Here is a 23401-nt window from a genome sequence, read left to right as displayed (position 1 = left end):
CCTTTTGGGAGAAGACAAGCGCTATTTAGCGCTTGTCTTCCAGTAATCAACAAACTCTGCAGCGAGGCCTGTCATATCGATCTTGTCATCCAGATATTTTTGCAGGCTTGCACCCATCGCCGGGAAACCAGTCGGTGGATAGAATGCATTCATCCATTCCAGATTCTTCTCTGCTTGCAAATAGCTCAATACGGATTTTGACAATTCATCATTTGGCTCGATCTTATTATTCTTGGAGATTGGGATGAAGCCTAACTTGTTCACATAGTAATCCTGGCCAACCTCATCTTCATACATCCAGTTCAAGAAGTCTTTAGCGCCATCCTGCTGTTCTTTCGTTGATTGTGTTGCATCAATGGTCCAGGTTTGTGGTACACCAATGGATATTTGTGTGTTACCGTATGCTCCAGCTTCCTCTTTGATTGGGACTGGCATAACTCCGATATTGGCATCCGGATTCGCTTCTTTAATCTGCGGATAAGCCCAGTTACCCATGAACCATAGACCGATATCTCCATTAGCAAATTGCAGGGTTGCTGAATCATAATCTGCAGATAGCGGAGCTGCCTTAGCTGTGTTATGCTCTTTCATCAGATCGAATGTAGCTACCCAATCCTTGAAGGTCTGGTTATTAGCAAGATCAACCTTTCCTTCCTGCAGCTGCTTTAAGAATTCATGACGCGCTGCCGTATCATCCGATTGGTTTGTGAACATCACATTAGAGAAGTGAGCGCCCAGGGACCAGTCCATTGGCGATATTTCGAGTGCTTTTTTGCCAGTCGCTTCAATCTGTTTCATCAGCTCTTCCAGGTCTGCGCGGCTTTGAATGGTTTCCGGGTTAAAGTCACCCTTCACCGCCTCATCCAGCACATCTTTATTGTAGAGGAATCCAAAGGCTTCAATGGTAGTCGGAATACCGATCAGCTTACCGTCCACCTTACCTGCGTCTAAATATTGCTCATCGATCCCTTGAACGAGCGGCATATCCGACAGATCCAGGAATTTATCCTTCCATGCTTCCAATTCCTTATACACACCTGCATTGATGAGAACCGGCGCGTTCTTAGAGGCATACAATGAAGTCAGCTTTTCAGTCGCATTCTGACCAGCAAGCGGAATGATCTTCACATTATATTTGTCCTGAGAGCTATTGTACTTTGCAACCGTCTCATCCAGTTCCTTTGCAATCTCTTCCTTACCAATCAACATGCTTACATCGGTTTTTCCGCTGCTGGCGCCTCCTGCACTGCCGCAACCAGGCAGGATAAGGGCAGCCGTTAATACTCCAGCCAAAACAGTCTTCCAGCTCTTCTTCATTTCAATAACCTCCAATTGTTTGTTCATCATAGGATGCGGGTAACAAATTGCATGTTTGAAAACGTTATCTGAAATCGATACCACAGGGAAGAAAAAAAAGAATCTGCTTGCTCGATGTATTCTTTTCATGAAGGACTCTCGCTCACGCAGATTCTCTAATAACCAATGTCATCTTCAATTTCTCTCTATCAGGCTCATATCTAGATGATTGCAAAATGCTAAGCATAAGGTTAACCGTTTCCCTTCCAAGCTCCTGAATGGGCTGTTTAACGGTGGTGATCGCCGGCGTCGTTAATTCTGCCAAGGGCTGATCGTCGAACCCCATAACGGAGAGCTCCTCCGGGATCGCAATTCCCAGCCTCTTCGCTTCAACAATGAGGCCAGCAGCTACTTCATCACTTCCAGTAAACACGGCATCCGGCCGATGCTCGCCCATTTCACTGATCTTTCGGGCTATCTGCTTCCCGTCATCGATCGTATGCTGATCAACAAAAATCCATTCCGGGTTAACCTTCAGCCCGTATTCTGTAATCGCTTTATGAAAGCCTGAATTTCTGCTCTTGTCTTTGCCATTCTCATCGAATAGTCCGCCCGTGCAATACGCAATCTTGCGGCAGCCTTTATCCAGCAGGTATTTAATCCCCATATACGCACCATTCATCTGGTCCAATATAATCGTTGGAATACTGCTGCTCTCAAAGCTCTCATTACAAAGAATGATCGGTCCATACCTCGTAAACGATTCCACAAAATCCTGATCATTCTCAATGGCACACATAATGATTCCATCAATCTGCTTCTTCACAAGCAATTCCAGAAAGGATGCTTCCTTCGCTTTATCCTCGTTGCTCTGGAAGATCATTATCTGAAAATCGTTTTGATAAGCAATCCGTTGAATCTCATCCACCAAGTAGGAGAAGAAGGGATTGGTTATACGCGGTACAATAATACCGATAATCTGGGAGCTTTGACCTCTTAATTGGCGAGCAGCCGTGCTGGGCTGATAATTCAGCTCCTTCATAGCCTTCAGAATAGCCTCTCGTTTATCTTCAGACACATATTTGTGATTATTGATGACTCTAGAAACCGTGCTGACCGAAAGACCAGCCAATTTCGCTACATCTGATATGTTCGCTATAATAATTCACCTCACTTTGTCACTTAAGTTGAGATTACATTACTTTATGAAATCGATACCACAATAGTACACCCGCTTCTTTGACTAGTCAAGAATGTTTTTAATAGCCCCTTCTTTTTTTAGTTTAATCAAGGTCGATTTTTTGATGGTATGTATGGAGGCGAGCGAATCATGAAGAGGCAATTCACAATTAAACGAAGCTAGGGCTGTATGTTTTAACTTCGTCCCATTAATAATGCGAAAACCCGCCAATTGAGCGGGTTTTCGTATTGTTTAGGTTCTCTTCATAATTGATTATTCAAAAAGAATCCTCGCTCTAATTCCATTCTGTTCCAATAGGTAGAGCAACCCTCCACCATCTATCAACTCAATAGGCTTATCCTTTGCAAAATCGTAGGCATCTGGACCATAGCTTTTTGTTGTGACTAAAATCCCTTTATTTGCACCCTCATTTAACATTGTCCCATACAAATCCCTTACAGCTGAAACACCTACAGTGTTTTTATAACGTTTTGCCTGTATTACTACTTTACCACCTACAATAGGTCTGGTATCGAAGGCAACACAATCAACACCACCATCTTTTGATGAACGAGTTAATTTTGCATCTAATCCCATTCTCGCGAATAAATCTGTAACTAACATTTCAAACTCATATGGAGTCAGCTCCATTAAATTGGGGAGATCTTGCAATGTTCCGAGCATATCTTCATGATCAACAAAGCGTTTATCAACCATATCAAACTCCACAACTGGTTTTACAGCTTGTAGTTCAGCAGGTCGAGGGGACACCTGAGCTCCTAGGTTTCGCAAACATACTGATTTTTCCACACGATTCAAGTCAAGTTCCTCAAATTTTTCCTTCGTAACACGAATTGAAATGAGGTATGGAGTGATATCTTTTCCCGTAGCAGGATCTATCGAATGCACATAAGCACTTAAAACTACAACATCAATAACATTTCCCTGATCAGCCTCTAATACCTCGTGAATGGTTCGAAGAGTTAAACCCGCTACAACGTCTGAATAAATATTCTTAATATCTTGAATTTTTCTAGACTTTTCACTTATCTCATCTTTTGTCTTTACATACTTATATTCCATTACTGTTGGCACAATATCTTTATTTGGAAGTTCGTAATCAATTACTAATTCTCTTGAATCTGGTATATATGCTAGTCGGAAAATTTGAGGGAATCCGGTTGGATATTCAGAACGTTCAAGCACCATGGTGTTATATGCTATAACTGCTTCACTTTCACCTTTTCGATAACTCTCCTCAAATTCATCAATCTCTAGATTTCTATCTCTAACTTTTAACTCAAACATAGACTTTTCATGATCATATTCTGCCTTTAACTTGTCCAATATAACTAATCTTTCATTTTCTTTTTCTTCGTACAGAACAAAATCAGTCTCAAATTGTTGTTTTGCTTCTTTAAGATCTCTTTGATATTTCTTTTCCGAGCCAGGTATTAACTTTGTAAAAAGATTTGGTGGCTTTATCTTACTGATATAATCATCTAACTGGGGTCTAGCTAACGGATTAGAAATATTAATAGGTACATTAAAATCTTTAAACTTTTCATTAATTTTCAATGAAGAAAATGAAACCATATCATCCACCTGTAAGGTGTGATCTAATATACCGTATAATCCCTCTAATTTCTCAGCGAGTTCATTATTCAAATCATCTGTTTCCTCTAATCTGCTTTCTATATAACGTAATTTGGCTTCCTTTTCATTCTGAATCTGTTGTCTTTGCAGCTCTTTTGCAATTCTAATTTGTTCACGTTCATATCGTTTTCTCTCCGACTCATTTATTCTTGCCTGCCTTGCGGCTTCTCTCGCAATTGTAGCTATAAGACCACTTCTTCTCGCCAACACAATCTCCCCTTTTCCATTAATTAATTTTCTTGAAAATGTATATTTATTATTTCAAATCCATCATTTATCTATGTACTATTATACCTAATAAGGATTAAATTTCTAGGCGGTATGGAACTTTAGAACTAGTTACTTAGACTCTTAGATATGCATCAACTAGGTATTTAACTAAAAAAGAATCCAAAATGAAATAATTATATTGATTGGTACAAACGGTTGTGAAATTTATATACTTTTACAATTAACCAGTACGTGAAACGTTATAATTAGCTAGAAAAGATGTTAATAAAACTATCTACTAAACATGAAGCTAACAACTCATAAGACCTTGTTTCAATACAATATGAAAACCTCAATGCCAGCACCTGTTACTCCGCTAGCTTTTTAAGCCAGCACGGCTCATTTTCACCAGCATGATTCATGAGGTGCAGTGCACTTCGGTAAGAACTGCCTTTTAGGATCAAGTTCAAATGGTTCTAATATCGATTGTCTAGGGACTCCTTCATAACAAGACAATAATCAATGTGGCTCGTTCCGGTGTTGCTTGTGTCATTTCTGGATCGATAGCTCGGGCATGGAAAAATGGGAATACAGGCAAGTTGGTTCTTTTACAAGCTGAGCTCTCTCACCGACCCGGGGAATTGGCCATTCAAGGCAGGGTTATATAACATCGGTAAAAACAAAAAAGTATGTACCATACGATCGTCGGCAGTCCAAATTTGTCAGCTCCGCTACCTGCTTACGCCAACGCGTTCGCACTCTTGTTCTTTATACATTTATCTTAATGTAATTAAAATGCTTTTATCTAGACGAGAAACTCTTGATACTATAGTCAACAAACGTTAGGTTTTGATTGAAAAATCATTTCAAGTTCAAATGTAAGGAACCCGCTCAATGAGCGGGTTCTTGGATGAGGCGAACTGTCATTACGCAAAATTTCAATTCGCCGTATTAAGATTTGGGCTCAATCCCTCAAAAGTGCATTGGCAATCAGCATATCAAACTTTCGGATATCGACCCCTCTTTGCAGTTTAACTTTAATTTGACCTGCACGCGTCCACATTTCAACTTCTGCGCTCGTATCCAAAAGTCTTCCTGCGTTCTCTGTAGACCACATGTTGATGGACGAGTAAGGTAAAGAGTAAATCTCTACTTTTCTCCCCGTAATGCCTTGCGCATCCCTGACGATCAATCGTTTATTGGTGAAGATTGCACTGTCTCGAAGAGTTTTGTAAGCCGCGACCGGCACTTCCCCGGGAACAAGCAGTGGGGTCACATCTTGCGGAATGGGGCACTCCGCTATCAGCGTCCACTCCAAAATATCCTGCGTTTCTGCCATTTTGATAACCTCCAAACTCATTTTATCTCCCCTGCCGGGGATGGCATTAGAGTAACATATCTTGATGGAGCTGCACGGAGGGGATTGGGGATATTTTTCGAAATTTCTAGTTTACCTGGTTCTAAAACTCTCTAAAAACAAGAAACCCAGCACCAAAAAGCACTGGGTACTATACTCGGTATTATCTTTTCAACAGGTTGATGTGATCCAGATCGGTACTGCTATTGAAGATGAATTCAATTTTATACTCACCGCGGTTATAGGTTAGCTTGGTTTGTGTTTTTTTTCCGTTCTTAAAATTGCTCACGGAGTTAGGGGCGTACCAGTTCTGCTTGACCAATCTCATCGTAATGCCCCCGATATTGGTGTGACGTTCCACATTCGTCCCGTAGTAGCGCATTTCCTGGATTTTGTTTGACTTATTGTAAGAGATAGCATATCCGGGATTCCCCATATGCGCGCCATAAACGTCAAACGAGCTTGTCGTTTTACGCGGCTGCGAAGGTTTTCCGAGCTTTTGGATGACATCCTGTCTGGTGCTTTTACCGACCGTGAGTCCGCTCACCGCTCCCGGGAATTGGCCTTTTAAGGCAGGCTTATAAAAGCTTCTCAACGCTTTCAATGGTGTTGGAACATCCTTATCGCTTACGCTTGCAGGCGCGGCATTCACCTGGTGGCCCGGTAATATCGCTTGCTCCGCTCCGATAGAGCCCAACCCGACGACGGCGGCCATGGCGGTTGCCAGCAGTATTTTTTTGGAATTTATGATTTTCTTCATAACAGATCTACTCCTCCTTGTAGCATGTATTTACCACATTTTGTTTATCCTAAACATTTCCATATGTTCATACATTATAGCGCAAGGACGGAGCGTTTGGGGTTACGAAATAATAAAAGGATATGAAACAGCGTACTATAATTTAAAAACGAATTGATTCGTATATGCCCCTTTAAGAGTAGAATCAAAATAAATGATTTCGGCAGGTATTTCTCCTTCTAAAATTGGGATATACATAAATCCTTCATTTTTCCCGCCAGGACGCAGTTCTACGGGCTCAAATTCGTCTTCCAAATACCCTTCTGTATAACTAAACGTAGATATCTCTTTACCGTTGGCATCGTAAGCTTTAAAGCTTGACCAACGAATAGCCATATCCGTTGAATTTCCATCTCCTACATTCTCTGCCTTCACAAAAACTTTTACATAATCTGTATCGCTATTCTTAGCTTCTTCATCAGTTCTTTCTTTTACCACCTCTGGTGCACTTAGCGTAATTGCGACCCTGGAGGTAACCTTGTTTACTGCATTTGTTCTATAATATTCGAATTTTGATCCAAAATCCTGCTCATATATTTTCCCTTCCGTCTTCATGGTTGCAGGACCCGCTGCTTTATCACCCGATTTTGAACCGCATCCTGCCAATATCACAATTACAATCATGCACGTAAAAATCATCATTTTTTCATAACGTCTGTCAACTCCTGTAGAAATAGTAATCATTATATGTAAAAGAAAATAAAAAAAACTGTGTATGTAAGCAGCAGTTCACCATCCTCCGATTATAATTTGCGCGTTTAATCACTGTTACAAGAATTTAATAGTTTTGAACAGTATCTTACGGATCGTATCATATTAGATTTCCCCCTACAATACTTATGAATTTATATATGAAATAAAAGAGCAGAAAAGATGTTGTATGACATCTCTTCTGCTCGCAGCCGCTCACAATAAACAAAGGACCCGTAAGACGGCACTTAAAAAGTATTCATCTTACGGGCCTTAGTTTGTCTATCCAACCTAGGTTGAAGGACTGTTGACAGCTTTCAGGTGAACGGAATAGCTATAATGATCACCAAGCTCTGTTGAAATCGTAAGTACGATCTCCATCAGCCGGTCTCCATTCAGGACAAGCCCGCTATCTTCAGCCTGATAACTTAATGCAGGATTCAAGCCTTTCAGCTGCAGTTTGCGCTGCGGCGCATTCGGCTCTGCCAGGACCTTGAAGTAGATTACAAGCGCTTCGCTCCGATCATCAGACACGAACATCCAGGCGGCTTCGTGACCGGCGAATGGGCTGACCAGGCGATATAGCTCTCCTTGCTGCACCAATCCGCGGATTTCTTTATAACGCCGGACTTGCTCTTTTGCCAGCTCCTTTTCTTTTCGCTGAACCGGGTCAGGTCCATTTCGCAACAGAAATTACCCGACATGGTCACATCACCTCTCATCTTGAGTGGGTCACCCATCCTACCTGATGTTTCGGCACTGCGGATACATGGGCGCCCATGGCGTGTAATTTGAGCTGAGGAATGTTAAACCCGATCTCTTCTCCAAAATTGATTTCTAGTTTTATAGCAGGTTTTTTGCTTCAGGAAAAGGTGTGGCGTTGATGATCGTGCCGACAGGAATATCTAATTTAAAAAAATCCTCAATATTTGCCATATAAATCCCGGTATGCGCGTCGTTTGTTGTTAGACATATACGCTCACCTTTTTACGGATAAATACTGTGGAGGCACATAGTCAGCAAGCCAAACACCATGCTTGGCAACATAGAACTTAACATGGTTGGCTGCTGATTCTACAGTATCCACGTTGAGGATAACCAGCTCACCGCGTCTTTTGCCAGCTAAAGTTGCAAACTCCAGGCCCTCAGATAAATGAACGTATTTTCTTCCCATGGGTTTGATTCCTTCGAGCAGAATCTTGTCGACGACCTTAGTGTTTGTGCCGTGATAGAGCACTGCCGGCGGAGTGGATTCTTTATATTCGAGCCTGCCTGCACTATGACCATAATTGGCTCTTATGTATCCATTGATGATCTCGTATCTTTGCTTGGGACAATTCTCTACAACCTGAAGGATATCGGAATCAGCAATTTCAGACCATTTATTCTCCGATTTAATCCCTTTAATCAGGTCATGAATATGGCAGAATCCTTCATGATCTAACTCAACTCCATATTGCTCAGGAGTATGCCTAAGATTTTTACTCATAAATTCACTTAAACTTTCTTCTTGTTTGGATGTCAGCATCATTAACCTCCTTTTCCTAAAAATATGGCTTTTAATTATGCGGTGTCTGATTTTGAAATAGCTGCGTAAACCCAATCGCTAATTTTTCACGGATAACTTGTGGCTCATCACAAAAGTCATTTTGGATTACGGCTCGAATGAGTCCCATCCAGAGCCCCGCGCCCATATAGTGAAAATAAATGTTGTCATTTTGATCGTCCTTTGGTCCGTAAACGGATAAAATCAGCTTGTCCAGTACATCCATACAGTTTTCCCGACTGAGCAGTTTCATTTTTTCTTTTTCTTCCCAGATGTAGCCGCCGAAACGATCATCTATCTGTTCAAGTTCGGGGTGATTTCTGCAAAATTCCAGAAATCCTTCTTTTAAGTTGAAAAACATTGCGTCTTTTTTGCCGTCTTTGTTTCCAAAATAGCGATAAAAAGTAGTCTTGCCCACAGCTGCTTTTCGATAGATATCCACCACCTTGATAGCATCATAATTGGTGTTTTCAAGCAATGCGAATACCGCCCCGCCGATGACCGCTCGTATATAATCGCTGCCTTCTTCTGTGTATTTTTTCATCGTGGAACGCTTTGCCCCCTTTCGTTCCAATCGCAGTTAATCACTTGATTCATCGAAGTTTTTCAGTAAAATTATTATTGCTTTGGAACTTTCGTTCCATCGCTAATATACATTCAAATTTTATATACATCAAGAGGTACGAATGAAAGAGAGAAAAAGAATGAATACGAAAATTATTGTGATTGTGATTCTGTGTCTTGCCGCCGCCCTGATTGGCGGGTGTCTGTGGCTGTCATCCCGACCAGCTGTTCCGAAAACTTACACGCAGACGGTGCAGACCGGTGGAGAAATAGAAGCAAAATATTTGCAAAACGGTGCATATGAAGTTTCTTATAAAGAAGCAAGCGTACTGCAGCCATACAAGAAATATGAGATATGGTATCCTTCCGCTCTTGAAACTAAAAATGAAAAATATCCCGTTGTTATTTTTTGCAACGGTACAGGTGTAAAAGCCTCTAAATATACGATGGTGCTGGAGCATTTAGCCTCGTGGGGCTTTATCGTTATGGCTACGGAGGAGGAATACTCCTGGAATGGATTTTCCGCCGAAATGAGTCTACGGTTTGCAATGAAGATGAACGGGCAGGCGCAGCTTGCGAACTGGGAAAGCAACCCCTTCTTTGGCAAAGTGGATTTAGAGCGCATCGGCGTTTCCGGGCATTCCCAGGGCGGCGTCGGGGCTATCAATGCTGCGACGGACATCAAACATGCTTCGATGATTAAAGCTGTCTTTGCAGCAAGTCCTACCTGGCCGGATTTGGCAGCGGCGATCGAATGGGATTATGATGCAAGTAAACTAACTGTACCAACCTTATTACTTGCTGCAACCGGAAATACGGATAGCAGCACGATTAGTCCGCTCAATGGCCTGCAGAAAATATACAACAGCATCCCCGATTCCACAGCAAAGCTGATGTTCCGCAGAAATGATGGTGACCACGGCGATATGCTGTACTTTGTCGATGGCTATATGACCGCCTTCTTTATGTGGCAATTACAAGATGACGAGGAAGCAGCACAAGCCTTTGCCGGGGAGAACGCTGAAATTCTCTCCAATCGCTATTATCAGGATATAGAGAAAAACAGATAAGGAGAACGGCTTTATGAGCAAAGAGACTATGATAAAAATAGGTGTAGTCGCTGCGATCATAGTTGTGGCGGCAATTCTCGGAGGAATCAGCGGGAAGCTCCTCTTAGACAATCTGATATGAGGAAAGCAGAAATGAACAGAAAACGAAAGATTATGGCATACGCAGTTCTGTTTTTAGTGGTATTTGTTCTAAGTGCCGTTCTGACTGCCGGTTATTATGGCGCCTTGCCGCAAAAACTGTTGGAAGTCGAATGGAATGATACTGTTGGAAGAACATACACCAATCTGGACTATCAAAATGAGAACGGGCATCAGCTTGACCTATATATACCAAACAGTTTAGAACCTGAGAAAACCCAGTATCTAATTTTGTTCATTCACGGGGGCAGTTTTAATTCCGGTTCAAAAGAGGACATGGCCTCCTTTTGCAAATATTATGCCGATAAGGGGTACATTACGGCGACACTGGATTACACCTTGCAGACAAAGGGACTTGACGCATCCCTTTCTATTATGAACAGTGAAATAAAAAACGCTGTGGATGCCATTTACGCAAAATGCAGAGAACTGGGATTTGATCTCGGCGGTATGGCAACCAGCGGTGTATCTGCCGGAGGTACTTTGGCGATGAATTACGCCCTGATGAGCCCATCTCAGTCAGCAATCCCGGTGAAGTTTGTGTTTCAGCTTGCCGCGCCTGCTGATTTTGAACCTAGCGAGTGGGATTTGCTCAAAAAGGTGGATAAACTAGAAACGGATGCAGAATTTGCAACGATGATGACCGGCTACCCCATTACTGACGCTATGATGGAGTCTGGGGAATATAGCAAGTATATCGACGAAATCTCCCCGGCAAGGATGATTACAGATGATACTGTTCCGTTTTTAATTGGATACGGATTAAAAGACCATTGTGTCCCTGCGCAGCTCAAATTTCTGCTGATGGATGCTTTGGATTCACACGGCGTTACCTATGACTACATTGCGTTTCCTAATTCCAATCATGGGTTGTATAGCGATTTAGACAAGCTGCAAGAGTTCCTGGATAAGTCATTGGAATATTGCGAGGAATATTTTGACTGATAACAATAACTGTTATATCACTCAAAATAAAAAACGAAGAGAATGTCCCAATAAATCATGCATCACATCGTGGATTTTCTAAAAAAAAGAGAGCTTCTAAAGCTCTCTGTAGGCCGGCCGCATCATCCCTTGAGCAGGCTGATCTTCTTTATAGTCATAATATTCATATTCCGGCTGAGCCGCCTTATGCATTTGTGTTTCCACCGGCACTGACAGCTGCTGATATGGCTCATCCACGTACAGGATTCTGCGCTGAATTTGCATGAGCCCATTCACAACGCGAAGCGCAGCCCAGAATAGTACAAGGCCTACTCCCAAATACAGCAGATATTGCTGATTATATGTCCAATCGATATGAAAATAGCTAAACAGGCTATTCTCTAGAATATCTATCTGCAATTCATTCATCAGAATAATATGCACGACTGGAAGAGCAATAAATCCGAGTCCCAGTGAAAGCGCCGTTACCATAATGATAAAGAATACAATGCCTGTTACAAATCTTTGGAATACGAGCAGCAGGTTTCGAATGAATAGCCCTCCGTCAAACCCCGCGAACATTTGCTTCAGCCAGCTCTGCCCGGCTTCAGATTGTCGATGGTTGGTATACGATACAGGAGCAGGCAAGCCTAAAATTTGTCTAATGATGTTTTGTTCAAAATTCACCATCCCGCCAAGCAGCTTCGCTACTCCAAAAAACATCGGTATTCCGATAAATAGGGGAGTTAGACCGATTGATAAAGCAAGTCCCGTTATCGCTATGGTGAAATAAATAATCCCTAACGGGAGGGATAACAATAAATAGAGGATCGTTGCATAGGTTTTGGGATTAAACAGCACCCAATTCACCCTCCCTGTCTGCGCCGCTGCAGACGATTCTGCTGTCTTCATATTCAAACACTCCTTTATCTTTATAAGTCACGCTCTGATTAATAAATCCATTATATCCGCCTTAATCATCTGACATAACCGTCTTGGGAGGTATCTAATGCTGGACTTTAGACTAGGGATGATTCTGGTGATACGGGGTTTTTTCTTGCATAAAACTAATACACCAAAAAAAAAAAAAAAAACACCCTTGGGTGTCTTTTGGTATATATGGAATCCTGCATATGAAGTATGTGTCTTACTGGGCATAGCCAGGTCAATCCTTTTCCTCACCAATCTTCCACTGGCCGTCTTCCTTAAACATTAGATATAGCGACCTCCCATAAGAAGCCATGTCGGTATTGGGATGGTAGGATTCTACTTTAGGAAATACCTTCATATCAGCATGACCCGCCAAAGAACCATCATAAAAATGCGGATCAGATAAATACGTTATCTTCATATTCTTTACATATTCTTCAGTATCTGTTTGCCGGGAGTGTCCCCTTCATAGAGACTTTCATCAAGATACTGTGGGTTATCGAGATATCTTACCTTATAGGGCTGCGCATCCTTAACCTCTTCGCTCTTCCCTTCCAAGAAATCGCCGGATCCTTCCGATCATCAGTGGCGACAATAGCAGTACTACGAGAATCCCGATGAGGGTATAAGCGGTTCGCTCTTTCTTCTCTTTTGTAACCATTTGCTTTATATTGTCCCCAATAAGTACAGCGGGCATCTCGTTATTTGCAATCTTTATAGGCTCTATCCGACCATGAACCGCATTCCCGATGACCGTGATCTTTTCTCCTAGGGAAACCGTATGATATCCATGCGCCGTACTATCCTGCTCCTCCACCAGGAGCGGCCGAGTTGTTCCCCCTTCATAGATACTCAGCAAATGATCTGTTTCTATCGTCAAACGATTCAGTGGTAACCAGCTCTTATAGAACCGGTACCGGTCTGCTTGAACTTCAACACCTAACACGCTTATGCTTCCCCATACCTGCGGATTGGCGCCATTATTGGGTTTATAATCACAGCCCCGGCTGCATCTCCAGTAAAATGGTTCCTTCTGTATCAAAGCATAGCCCTTCCTCAATATGCCTTGCTCCGTTACCTCTATTGGACTGGAAGCGGGACCCTCTAGTCTTATGATTCCTGTCGTATCTGCCGAAAGCTGCGTGATTGGCTTAGCATTCAGGATCATGGATATCATTCTGCTGGTGTCGTAAATGCCTGCAAGCATTCCAGCAAGAATAATCCAACCAATGACTTCGAATAATACCAGCCCCCAACTGACTGACTTCTTCTTTTTGGACTTTCTATTCCGCTGCTTCATGATTCCATGCGCCCCTCCTTAAATCCCTATTACAACGGCTATGATCACATGCAGCATTTCTTATACTTCTTTCCGCTTCCACAAGGGCAAGGGTCATTGCGGCCAGCGGATTTCCCATTCATAGCGGGGAGAGACCGCCAATGTTGAGATTCTCTCTCCTCTTCCCGCATCATACTCATGGCTAATTGCAAATTGCTTTTGGCCACTTGATAAGCAGGATGACAAGCAATCGCTTTTCGGAAAAATGCAGCGGCTTCCGGGAACTCCCCCTGTCTCAGCTTGATCACGCCCAAGCTATTATAAGCTTCAAAAATAGTAGGCGCCTTCCAGGAAACCGCCTTTTTTAAATAAAGCTCAGCATTTCTATAATCCTCTTTCTGCAAAAAGCAATATCCTATCGAGCTCGAGATCGCTGACAGCATTTCACTATTATTCGGATGGGTTAGCGTAAAGGCTGTCTCATATTCCTCTATCGCCAAGGCATAATGCCCGGAATCTGAAAGATCATTAGCTTTATGCAAATGTTTTCGCATCAAAGCCTCATTGTGCAAGGTCTCATTTTTCTGAAAAGACTCAAAAGCATCAGGAAGCATCTCATCCAGCATTCGATTGATCGATTGTTCTTTTGTATTCGTATACTGGAAGGTCAGTCCTTTTCGTGTATACTCCATAATTACAGTGTCATATCCGGTACCTTCGAGATCTGTGATTAAGACATTTCGCCCTTCAGAGATCAGCTTGGTATGGATGGTTACTTTGTTATTTTTCATACCTTGAAGAGCCATCATTTCGTAAGCAGCACTGGAGCACTCTTGCAGGATGTCTCCTTTGTTCATCATCTTGATATCAGCCGTTTGCCCGCTGGTTCCGTCTTTACTCTGTACAACTACGTGAATCCGTTCATTTACGTCAAAAGAAATGCTGTGTCTCAAGCTGAAGTGAATCAGCGCCTGATAAACATCATTAGAGCTAAGCGCTCCATTCTCTCTTTCAATACGAATCGCTGTTTCGTTTCTTACCCCCAGCATGTCGTCCCAATAATGAACAGATAGAGCCTTAAGATGATTTTGGCAGCGTTCTTCCCCTTCGTGGTCCCCAAGCCGATGGTAAATATCAAGCGCCTTTTTATATAGCTCGGCTTTCTCCAATCGCTGTGCTTCCTTCTTCCACGACTGAATCGTTGTTTCACTCTCCAGCTGCAATTGAGCAAGATCAAATCGGCTCACCGTTTCCAGGTAAGGCTGCAGTTCCTGAAGAAGTGAGTTAAATGAGTTATCCTCAACGATACATAACTGATCTCTGGCACGTGTTGCAGCGACATAAACGAGATTGAAGAAGAACCGATAAAAATCATTTCCCTTTGCGCATCCGTTTAAAATGGTTTCCCAATAGCCGGCATAGGCTGACATGACATTAACCAACAGCACCGTTTTATATTCAAGTCCCTTGATTTCATGTATCGTAAAAATCCGGTCTGTCGGATATCCTTCCAGCTGCAGCTTGTCCCTCTCATCCGCGTGCGCAACGACAATGGCGCAATAATCTCTTTCATTCATTTGTTCAAAAAGACGCTTCCGGTCCTCTTGCGAATATTGGACAAGTAATGGACGGTTTCCCGTTCGGATAAAAGATTCCCGTATATCGTACGCGTTCCGCCCAATATGCTGCTCGCGTAAATCAGACAATTTGTTGACCAACTCAACAATTTCAGAGCTATTCCGGTAATTTTTAATCAGATTACGCTCTTCGAATTCCCCGCAGCTTTGAAAAAAGAGGCTTTTCAGGTGGTTAATCGCCGTCCAGCCGATATGTATATTCTGATTAACGTCGCCAAGCACCATATAATGCTCTTTACGTTTAGCCAATGTTATAAGCAGCGCAAATTGGACCTCGCTCATGTCCTGAACCTCATCCATGACGACAAAATCATAAGCCAAGTCTGCAGGCTGTGTCTGCCGCTGTTCAAGGCACATTCTGGCCAGATCATTCTCGTCAACGAGCTGGTTTTTCTCGAGCCACTGATGATAACGCTTGGCGATATGGTAAATTCGGCTTTTCTCCGCCGTCGTAAGAGCAAGCTTGCTTTTTGCCAAGTACACCGTTTCCTTCAGAAATCCTGATGGTTCAACAAGTGATTCATTGCTTCCTTTGATCACACTGGAAATTTCAAACCATACCATAAGAACGTCCAAAGGCTTTCGCTTCTCCAACCGGCTGGCGCTTCTGTACCACTTTTCAAAATCCGCATATTGAACGACCTGCTTGGGAGAAAGGCTCAATCGGCTGAGGCAATATTCATTCAACGTGGTAAAATCCACGACATCTTCCGTCGTGTTCGAATCTTTAAATTTATCAAAAAGCGATGACATATGCTCCTTCAAAATATTCGAGTTCGTTACATATGCGGTTCGGATCCCGGCCAGTTGATTAAGCAAAAGCTTCCTGATGCCGATCATCGACTTTCCGCTTCCTGCGCTGCCGCTGACCAGCAAAGGCTTATCCAACACTTTCAGGCAGTCGTATTGATCGTCGTTCAGGTAATACAGATAGTCATCGTTGTCTTCATCCAGCAATAACGCGATATATTCATCCTCCAGTACAATGGAGGCTAACTGTGACAGGCTGAGGTAGGCATGCTTTTTTGCGTATTCATCGTATTCACTTGTCAATTCAGCATCAAGCTCATTTTCCTCATAATCCGCAATGACGGGATCAAAATCCGCTATTTGAATGGAACCGAGGGTCCGGTTTTGAACCTTCGCCCTCCGGATTTGCTCATCATGATTGCAGTAGCGAAGGAAAAGGATGTTTTTCTCACCGCGCTCTTCCTTTAGAGTGAACAGCACACGATCCCCATTATTGACCCTGAATTTGTATATGTCTGTTCCAACTACCTTTCGCACCCAAAACCCGTGAGGCAGATTATTCATCCTAAAGCAGTCCATTAGAGCATGATTGAATGCTTCCATCTTGCCAAGAACAAAGCTTTTTTTCTCCGGGGGAATATCTTTAAGAAAATCTTTCGTTATTAACATCGTCTGTCCCACACCCTAATGTAATTTATACCTCTCTATTCTCCCTATCATAATTTGTTGTAGGGGACTATGCAAAGAGGAAATCTCTTTAATTGATTGTTAAGAGACATGATATGGCCTAATGGACTGTGGGAATTTCTAATAATAGCCGTAAGAAATGCAAAAAGACCGCCTTTTCAGACGGTCTTCCTAATGGGCTACAGTGACGCCGAAGAATTTATAATGCGGATTGAAGGCGAAATGCGGCCGCAAGCCCTTTCTAGTAATCCAAACAATAAAGACATGATGATGTTATGGACTGTGAAATGCACCCTGCCAAGTAGACAGACTAAAAAACAAAAATCATCCGCGCACCATCATGTCGTTGTTTATTCTTTTACCGTAAGAAAAGTAATGATAGAGAACAGCAGAAAGGCTAACAGCAGCAGCGAACCGCCCACAATAACCAGAATCATGACAAAGGTCTCGTTTAGCTGAAACGGATTAAAGCGGTACAACCACATGCCAACCGTCAGGCCGAGCGCCCCCAGCATGGACAGCCAGCCGTGGACAGCAACCAGCTTTTTGTATTTCACCCTGTACACCTTGTAAAAAATCCCCCAGGCGAAAACCGACAGCCATCCTACCAGCAAGATGTGCGCATGAATCGGCCGCATGGAATAATCCATACTTCCGGACATCTGGGACCCGATAAAGGTCCCGATAATCCCGAAAAGGGCCGCAAAGCGTATAAGTCTTATACTCCAGACTTGCTCCATTTATTCATCATTTCCTTCCCTCGGTAACATGACGGTAAAGGTGGTTCCTTTTCCGGGCTCACTCTCGAGCGTTATGGTTCCGTTTAATAGTGTAATGATCTCTTTAACAATGGACACCCCGAGACCCGTCCCGTCTTTTTTGCGGGTCGTATCTGCCCGGTAGAAGCGTTCAAACACCTGGCTGATGGATTCTTCCGACATCCCGATACCGGTGTCTTGAAACGTAATGATCACCTTGTCCCGGTCTGCACGGCATGCAATAAAAATATGGCCGCTCGGCTGGTTATACTTAATAGCGTTCGTCAGCAGATTATCCCATACGATCGCGAGAAGCTCCCTGTCGGATACGTATACGATCTCTTCAAGTTTATAGGAGATGCTCAGGTTCTGGTCCTGCAGGCTCCACTGGTGCTTCCTGATCGATTCCTTGATTTGTACATCCAGCCTTACCAGGCTTTTCTTGACGGGATATCCGGACTGGTCCAGAGACGTAATCAGCAACAGCTGTTTGGTCAGATTGGATAACCGCCGGGCTTCATCATTAACAATGCCTGCATATTGAAGTCGATCCTTCTCCTCCAGATCCGGACTAAGGAGAAGCTCCGCATAGCCCTGAATGTTCATCAGAGGCGACTGGAAATCATGAGATACATTGTTGATAAACGACTTCCGCGCGACGTCATTATGCAGCAGCTGCTGCTGCATCTGCAGGAAGTTGTCCGCCAGCTGGCCGAGTTCATCCTGCCGGTTAATCTTCAGGTTATACGTAAAATCGTCGTTTGTTATCGCTTTGGTAGCTTCCGACAGCTCGGATATCGGGTGAATCAGGCGTTTAGTCATGATGATGACGCCCAGTACACTGACAAAAGCAACGGCTGCAATAAAGCCGGCCAGCATCATATGAATATCCGAGAACAATATTTCGCTGTCCGGTTTCAGAAAGAGTGCAAACGGCGCCTGATCAATCAAAAGCGGCAGGCCGATCGTATTTTTAATGTCATTAGCGAAATGCCCCATCATCCAAAACTGATCCCACAGGCCTTCCTTGCCCATGTAGCTCCCACCCTGGAGTACCCGGTCCACGGTTCCTGCAGGGAGCTGTTGCTGCTCAAAGGGCTGCCCAAAGGTAACCCCATGGCCGGAGCCGTCAACGAAATAAATCTGGTACCCTAACTGACCGACGGATTCCAGGAAGCGATCGATGAAATGATCGTCTGCATGCATTTTTTCAAGGACGTAGACGACCTCCTGGGCCACTTCCAGGTTCTGCTGGGTCATCTCATCTTTAGTAAATACGACGTAAACCACATTGGCCAGTATAAAGCCGATACATACGCTGATTCCTAAAATAAGCAGAATAGCCGATATATACTCACGGTATAAGGTTCTCATTCATCAGCCTCTAATTTATAGCCGACCCCGCGGACCGTTTGAATCTCAATTGTAGCGTCATACCGCTTTAACCGCTCGCGAATCCGATTCATATGCGTGTTCAGGGTCATCTCGCTTCCTTGATAATCCTCACCCCATGCCTGTTCAAGCAGCAGGGAACGCGGGGTGACCTTGTTAACCCGGGTGGCGAGCATGGTCAGAAGCTCGAACTCTTTGAGAGGGAAGAGAATGGTTTCGTCGTTAATAATGACCTCATAGTCGTTTCGGTTGATTTTGACGTTGCCAACTTTTAGGACACCCTCCAGCGAACGACCGTAACGGCGCAGGACAACAGCCACTCGAAACAGCAATTCTTTCGGTTCAAACGGCTTCACAATATAATCCTCGGAGCCGGATTTAAAGCCCTGCTCCTTGTCGGACAGCTGGCCCTTGGCAGTTAAGAGAATGACGGGGATGTCCAGCTCTTGGGTCAGAATTTTAGTCAAGGAGAAGCCGTCGATCCCGGGCATCATGACATCCACAATGGCGAGGTTTACCTCGGTCTCCTCCAGCAGCTTAAGGGCAGACTGGCCGTTCTGAGCCTGTATGACCTCATAGCCTTCGCGGGTCAGATGAATAGTCACAAGCTGCAGGATATCATAATCATCATCCACCACTAAAATTTTCAAGGAACATCCCCTCCAAACCTTTTGCGCTTAAACTGACTGCTTCTGCGGCTTCTTATCCCTTTCGAACAGCAGGATTAAGGATGGCAGAAACACTCCCCTCACGAGGAAGGTGTCTATTAATATACCGACAGCAACAATGAACCCGAACACGAAGAGATCGGCAATCGGCATAGTTGTCAGAGCGGCAAATGTGGCAGCCAGGATGACACCAGCCGAGGAGATCACGCCTCCTGTGTTGCGGATAGCAGCTTCTAAAGCGTCTTTGACGTTCAGCTTCTTACGCTCCTCGAGGAAGCGGGAAATCATAATGATGTTATAGTCAATGCCGAGTGCCACCAGGAAAATAAATGCGTAAACCGGTACCCGGGTGCTGATGGATTCATACCCGAAGAGTACATCCACCAGGAACAGGCCGAGGCCCAAAGCGGATACGTATGAAATCAGGATGGTTGCCATCATGTAAATCGGCATCTTCCAAGATCGGGTCAGTGCAACAAGAAGCACTAGAATAAGCAGTGTTTCTAGTATAACTACTTTAATAATATCACGGTTGTTGATTTCACGTTCATCGACCAGCTTGGCTGTCACGCCGCTGTAGTAAATGTCTCCCTGCAGGGACAGCTCGCTGAGCATGGAATCCGATTGGCCGCGAAGCTCTTCGACAAAGTCAAGAGCCTCTGTGGAGTAGGGATTCATGGTCAGTGCAACGCTGAACTTGGCGGCACCGGAGTCTTCTGTGACGCCGGATGCACGAACCGAATTGATCTCCTCGTAGCTTTCCAGTTTTGCTGCGAACTGGCTGAGCTGATCCTCGGTCAGGGCTGTCTCGGATTCCAGGAGAACCGTAGAAGGAGCCAGCTCGCCCTTATTGAACCGGGACTCGACAATTTCATAGCCTACGCGGGAAGGCAAATCTTTCGGAAAGCTTTTAACCGTATCGAATTCATATTTCAGATTAAATACATTCAGTGCCGTGATAACCATGAAGACAGCCACGATGCCGCCTGTCAGGAACGGTTTATTTACGACAAACTTGGCAATCGGGGCCCATATTCCATGCTTGACCTCATGCTCCTGGCCGTATTTAGGAACCTTGGGCCAAAATGCTTTGCGCCCGAACAGGGTGAACAAGGCAGGCACCAGCGTAACGGAAGCCAGCATAATAATGAACATGGCCGTGCCGAATACCGGCGCAAAGTTCTGATAATCGCGGAAATCGGTAAAAAACAGGATGAGCATGGCCGCCAGCACCGTGCCGCCCGCAAAGAACACAGGCTCGCCGGTTGCTCTCATTGCCTGCTGCATTGCAGTATACTTACTTTCGTATTTATTTAATTCCTCGCGGTAGCGGGAAAATACGAACAGCGAATAATCGATCACGGCTGCGAACAGCAAAATGCTCATGATGGAGGTAGTCGAGTTGTTGATTTCCAGTCCAGCAGCCCCCATCAGGGCTATTGACTGGTTCGCCACCTGGTACACAATGGCAGTAGCCAAAAGCGGAATAAAGGCTAGCAGCGGTGAACGGTAAATGGCTATGAGCAGGACCAAAATAATCACAATGGTCGCAAGCAGCAGAATAATGTCCGCCTGCTCGAACAGCTTAACCGTATCACCCGCAATGCCTGCCGGCCCGGTGATGTAGAAGTCCGTGCTTAGACTGGCCGCAATGTTTTCTCCAAGCTTGGTCGCTTCCTCATTAATCTCGGCATATTGGCTGTTGCCAAGTCCAGCCTCCAGGCTCATGGGAACGATCATGGTAGATTTGTCTTCCGATGTGAAGCCTGTCAGAGCCTGCGGAGGCAGTGCGCTGATATCAACAATGGCATCGACCCCTTCAATATTAGCCGATATGAGGGCACTCAGAATATCTTTCACTTCATCGACATTAATCTCGCCTGACTCGTTATGAAAGACGAGAATGCCAGGAGCTCCCTGCTCATTAGGGAAGGTTTCCTCCAGCTTGTTCTCCGCTATAATGGACTGTGCTTCATCCGGAAGCGACTGAAAGTTGGTCACCTTGTATTCACTCAGCTGGGGACCAGCGCTTAGGCCGATCATGACTACCAGCCAGACAGCAATGGTAATCCACATTCCCCGTTTAGTGGATACCCAGTCGGTGATGGGACGCAATATTTTTCTCAACAGATCTTCACTCCTTCTCAATTCATCGCTCTTACTCTAGCATATGTAAATAAATTTAATATAAACTTCAAGGGTAAAGCTAAATCAGCGCCCCTTCCGGAGAAGGGGCGGTAAATCATGTAATCCTGTGGTTGGGAGGTCCGGTAAGATGTATTTAGGTAGGGAATGGTTTATTTTTATTCACTTCGGACGATGACATTACAAAGCGTTACCTGCAGGAGCTGAATAGTCCTTCATAAAAGGAATCTATTACTTTTGAGATTCTCTGTACAAAACGCAAGAAAGCCCAGTCCGCGTGAGGACTGGGCTTTCAAAATGGAGGCGAGGGGAGTCGAACCCCTGTCCGAAGATAACGACAACACAAGCTTCTACGGGTGTAGTTACAGGTTTGATGTCACCCGAGTAGCGCCCTGTAACCGGCTCTACGTTGGGTCAGCCTGATTGTCTTCTTCAGCTAGCCCCAGGCGGAGACTAGACAGCGTATCCCACTAAAGTTGAGCCCTCATCCCGGTACATGGGCGATACAGAGCGAGAGCACGCTCACAGGTTATTAAGCTGCGAAAGCGTAGTTGTTTTGTTGTTTGCCGTTTAATTGGCTTTAGCGTTGATGAAGTGGACGCGTCCCCACTACCCGCTACTCATGCCCGAACTATCCCCGTCGAATCCAAAAACGCCCCCTTAATAGGACAAACAGTATCCTTCCTTATGGAAGCGAAGCTGCCTGTTCAAAAGGGCTTCCGGATTAGATCTGAGACGATCAGCATGGCAGATCGATCTATTCCGCACTCTTTCCCTCCAAGAAAGAATGACGAAGCTTAAAGCTTGTTTTCAATGATCTGTAGCATCTCTTACATCACTTAGTATATCATATTTTGCTGCATTGTCATATATATTTAGCAGGGAAAGCAGCTAAAAGCTGCCACCCCTGTGCCTATCATTACACGATATGATGATGCATTAAACAAAATATATATGTTAGTAAAATATTACCTCTGTGGATTCATACTTTTCAGTCACAGAACGCACCAATTATCTCGCAATCTTCTGCTTCTCACGCAGCGCACGCTGGATATCGCGCTGTGCATCCCGCTTCGCAGCAGTGTCCCGCTTGTCATACTGCTTCTTACCTTTACCAAGGCCGAGCAGCAGCTTCGCATACCCATTACGGACATATACCTTCAGCGGCACAATCGCATATCCGTCCTGCTTGGACTGGCCGAGCAGCTTGCGGATCTGTTCCTTATGCAGCAAAAGCTTCCGTGTCCGGGTAGGATCCGAAGGATTGCTCCGGTTTCCCTGTTCAAAAGGACTGATGTGCATGTTATGAATATGAATCTCGCCATTACGAATCGTAGCAAACGCATCTCCGATATTAGCGCGGCCATTCCTCAGAGATTTGATCTCTGTTCCGGTCAACACCATGCCGGCTTCATACGTATCCTCGATGAAGTAATCATGGGAAGCTTTTTTGTTCTGGGCCAGAACCTTCCCGTCACTTTTCTTACCCATGGTCTCACTCCTTGCCATCTATGACATAAATATGAGTCAAAAAGACTTCCGGTCGACCACAAAAAGCAATCGCACCAGAAGTCCATTGTACCAACAGAATCGGTCAAAAGCAAGAAAGGACAAGCGTTTACAGGCGTTCCGCGGGCTACCGCAATTCATCGCAATTCATGTTTCACAAGCAGCCTGTGAACGTCTTTGGCATGATGTAAAGAAATACACTAAAAGGGTGCAAAC

At 44.3% G+C, this 23401-nt stretch carries 20 protein-coding genes, 1 other RNA gene and 1 pseudogene; 2 read left to right on the top strand and 20 right to left on the bottom strand.

Annotated features, from left to right (window positions below):
* Positions 1-21: 21 nt before the first annotated feature.
* From BN1234_RS01130 to BN1234_RS01090, 10 genes and pseudogenes are all read right to left on the bottom strand, one after another.
* Positions 22-1317, bottom strand: a complete 1296-nt coding sequence (locus tag BN1234_RS01130) for an ABC transporter substrate-binding protein (RefSeq protein ID WP_054954823.1) — start codon at positions 1315-1317, stop codon at positions 22-24.
* Between the two features lie 142 nt (positions 1318-1459).
* On the bottom strand, positions 1460-2446 hold the full coding sequence (locus BN1234_RS01125) for a LacI family DNA-binding transcriptional regulator (RefSeq protein WP_281177636.1): 987 nt from the start codon (positions 2444-2446) through the stop codon (positions 1460-1462).
* 303 nt (positions 2447-2749) lie between these two features.
* Positions 2750-4339 (bottom strand): restriction endonuclease, encoded by a 1590-nt coding sequence (locus BN1234_RS01120; protein ID WP_054954821.1) that lies wholly within the window; start codon positions 4337-4339, stop codon positions 2750-2752.
* Positions 4340-5306: 967 nt separating this feature from the next.
* Entirely contained in the window at positions 5307-5681 is a 375-nt protein-coding gene (locus BN1234_RS01115) for a PH domain-containing protein (RefSeq protein WP_054954952.1), read from the bottom strand.
* A gap of 181 nt (positions 5682-5862) precedes the next feature.
* A complete protein-coding gene (locus BN1234_RS01110) occupies positions 5863-6459 on the bottom strand; it encodes a YjgB family protein (protein WP_054954820.1) in 597 nt (198 codons plus the stop codon).
* A gap of 135 nt (positions 6460-6594) precedes the next feature.
* Positions 6595-7122: a DUF4352 domain-containing protein gene (locus BN1234_RS01105; protein ID WP_170307953.1), complete on the bottom strand. Its 528-nt coding sequence runs from the start codon at positions 7120-7122 to the stop codon at positions 6595-6597.
* Between the two features lie 357 nt (positions 7123-7479).
* Positions 7480-7875, bottom strand: a complete 396-nt coding sequence (locus BN1234_RS22105) for a GH36 C-terminal domain-containing protein (protein WP_054954818.1) — start codon at positions 7873-7875, stop codon at positions 7480-7482.
* A gap of 83 nt (positions 7876-7958) precedes the next feature.
* Positions 7959-8124: pseudogene (locus BN1234_RS22660) on the bottom strand (tRNA-binding protein); the annotation flags it as partial.
* Positions 8125-8167: 43 nt separating this feature from the next.
* Positions 8168-8716: an RNA 2'-phosphotransferase gene (locus BN1234_RS01095; protein ID WP_054954817.1), complete on the bottom strand. Its 549-nt coding sequence runs from the start codon at positions 8714-8716 to the stop codon at positions 8168-8170.
* Between the two features lie 31 nt (positions 8717-8747).
* Positions 8748-9278, bottom strand: a complete 531-nt coding sequence (locus BN1234_RS01090) for a TetR/AcrR family transcriptional regulator (protein WP_054954816.1) — start codon at positions 9276-9278, stop codon at positions 8748-8750.
* Between the two features lie 160 nt (positions 9279-9438).
* On the opposite strand from BN1234_RS01090, the gene BN1234_RS01085 reads away from it, so the two are divergent.
* Positions 9439-10368: a poly(ethylene terephthalate) hydrolase family protein gene (locus BN1234_RS01085; protein ID WP_054954951.1), complete on the top strand. Its 930-nt coding sequence runs from the start codon at positions 9439-9441 to the stop codon at positions 10366-10368.
* A 132-nt stretch (positions 10369-10500) separates the two neighbouring features.
* A complete protein-coding gene (locus BN1234_RS01080) occupies positions 10501-11451 on the top strand; it encodes an alpha/beta hydrolase (RefSeq protein WP_170307952.1) in 951 nt (316 codons plus the stop codon).
* Between the two features lie 96 nt (positions 11452-11547).
* Here BN1234_RS01080 and BN1234_RS01075 read toward each other — a convergent pair whose 3' ends face one another.
* The 10 genes from BN1234_RS01075 to smpB form a co-directional block, all read right to left on the bottom strand.
* On the bottom strand, positions 11548-12342 hold the full coding sequence (locus BN1234_RS01075; RefSeq protein ID WP_054954814.1) for a sensor domain-containing protein: 795 nt from the start codon (positions 12340-12342) through the stop codon (positions 11548-11550).
* Between the two features lie 253 nt (positions 12343-12595).
* Positions 12596-12781 carry a hypothetical protein gene (locus tag BN1234_RS22100; protein ID WP_156337096.1) on the bottom strand — a complete coding sequence of 62 codons (186 nt, stop codon included), beginning with the start codon at positions 12779-12781 and terminating at the stop codon, positions 12596-12598.
* A gap of 111 nt (positions 12782-12892) precedes the next feature.
* Positions 12893-13660 (bottom strand): hypothetical protein, encoded by a 768-nt coding sequence (locus BN1234_RS01065; protein WP_054954812.1) that lies wholly within the window; start codon positions 13658-13660, stop codon positions 12893-12895.
* A gap of 44 nt (positions 13661-13704) precedes the next feature.
* Entirely contained in the window at positions 13705-16695 is a 2991-nt protein-coding gene (locus BN1234_RS22655) for a UvrD-helicase domain-containing protein (protein ID WP_054954811.1), read from the bottom strand.
* Positions 16696-17063: 368 nt separating this feature from the next.
* Entirely contained in the window at positions 17064-17453 is a 390-nt protein-coding gene (locus tag BN1234_RS01055) for a hypothetical protein (protein WP_054954810.1), read from the bottom strand.
* Complete coding sequence (locus tag BN1234_RS01050) at positions 17454-18845, bottom strand: sensor histidine kinase (RefSeq protein ID WP_054954809.1); 1392 nt, start codon at positions 18843-18845, stop codon at positions 17454-17456. It lies immediately after the preceding gene.
* A complete protein-coding gene (locus BN1234_RS01045) occupies positions 18842-19513 on the bottom strand; it encodes a response regulator transcription factor (RefSeq protein ID WP_054954808.1) in 672 nt (223 codons plus the stop codon). The genes BN1234_RS01050 and BN1234_RS01045 overlap by 4 nt, the downstream gene beginning before the upstream one ends.
* A 27-nt stretch (positions 19514-19540) precedes the next feature.
* Positions 19541-21658 (bottom strand): MMPL family transporter, encoded by a 2118-nt coding sequence (locus BN1234_RS01040; RefSeq protein ID WP_054954807.1) that lies wholly within the window; start codon positions 21656-21658, stop codon positions 19541-19543.
* A 313-nt stretch (positions 21659-21971) separates the two neighbouring features.
* Positions 21972-22336, bottom strand: a transfer-messenger RNA (tmRNA) gene (ssrA, locus tag BN1234_RS21650).
* A gap of 351 nt (positions 22337-22687) precedes the next feature.
* A complete protein-coding gene (smpB, locus tag BN1234_RS01035; protein WP_054954806.1) occupies positions 22688-23167 on the bottom strand; it encodes an SsrA-binding protein SmpB in 480 nt (159 codons plus the stop codon).
* Positions 23168-23401: the final 234 nt, after the last annotated feature.

Origin of the sequence: Paenibacillus dakarensis (assembly GCF_001373415.1) — a bacterium.
Classification (GTDB): Bacteria; Bacillota; Bacilli; order Paenibacillales; family Paenibacillaceae; genus Paenibacillus_AQ; species Paenibacillus_AQ dakarensis.
The sequence above is the reverse complement of the archived record's forward strand: the minus strand, read 5'-3'. Positions and strand labels throughout refer to the sequence as shown.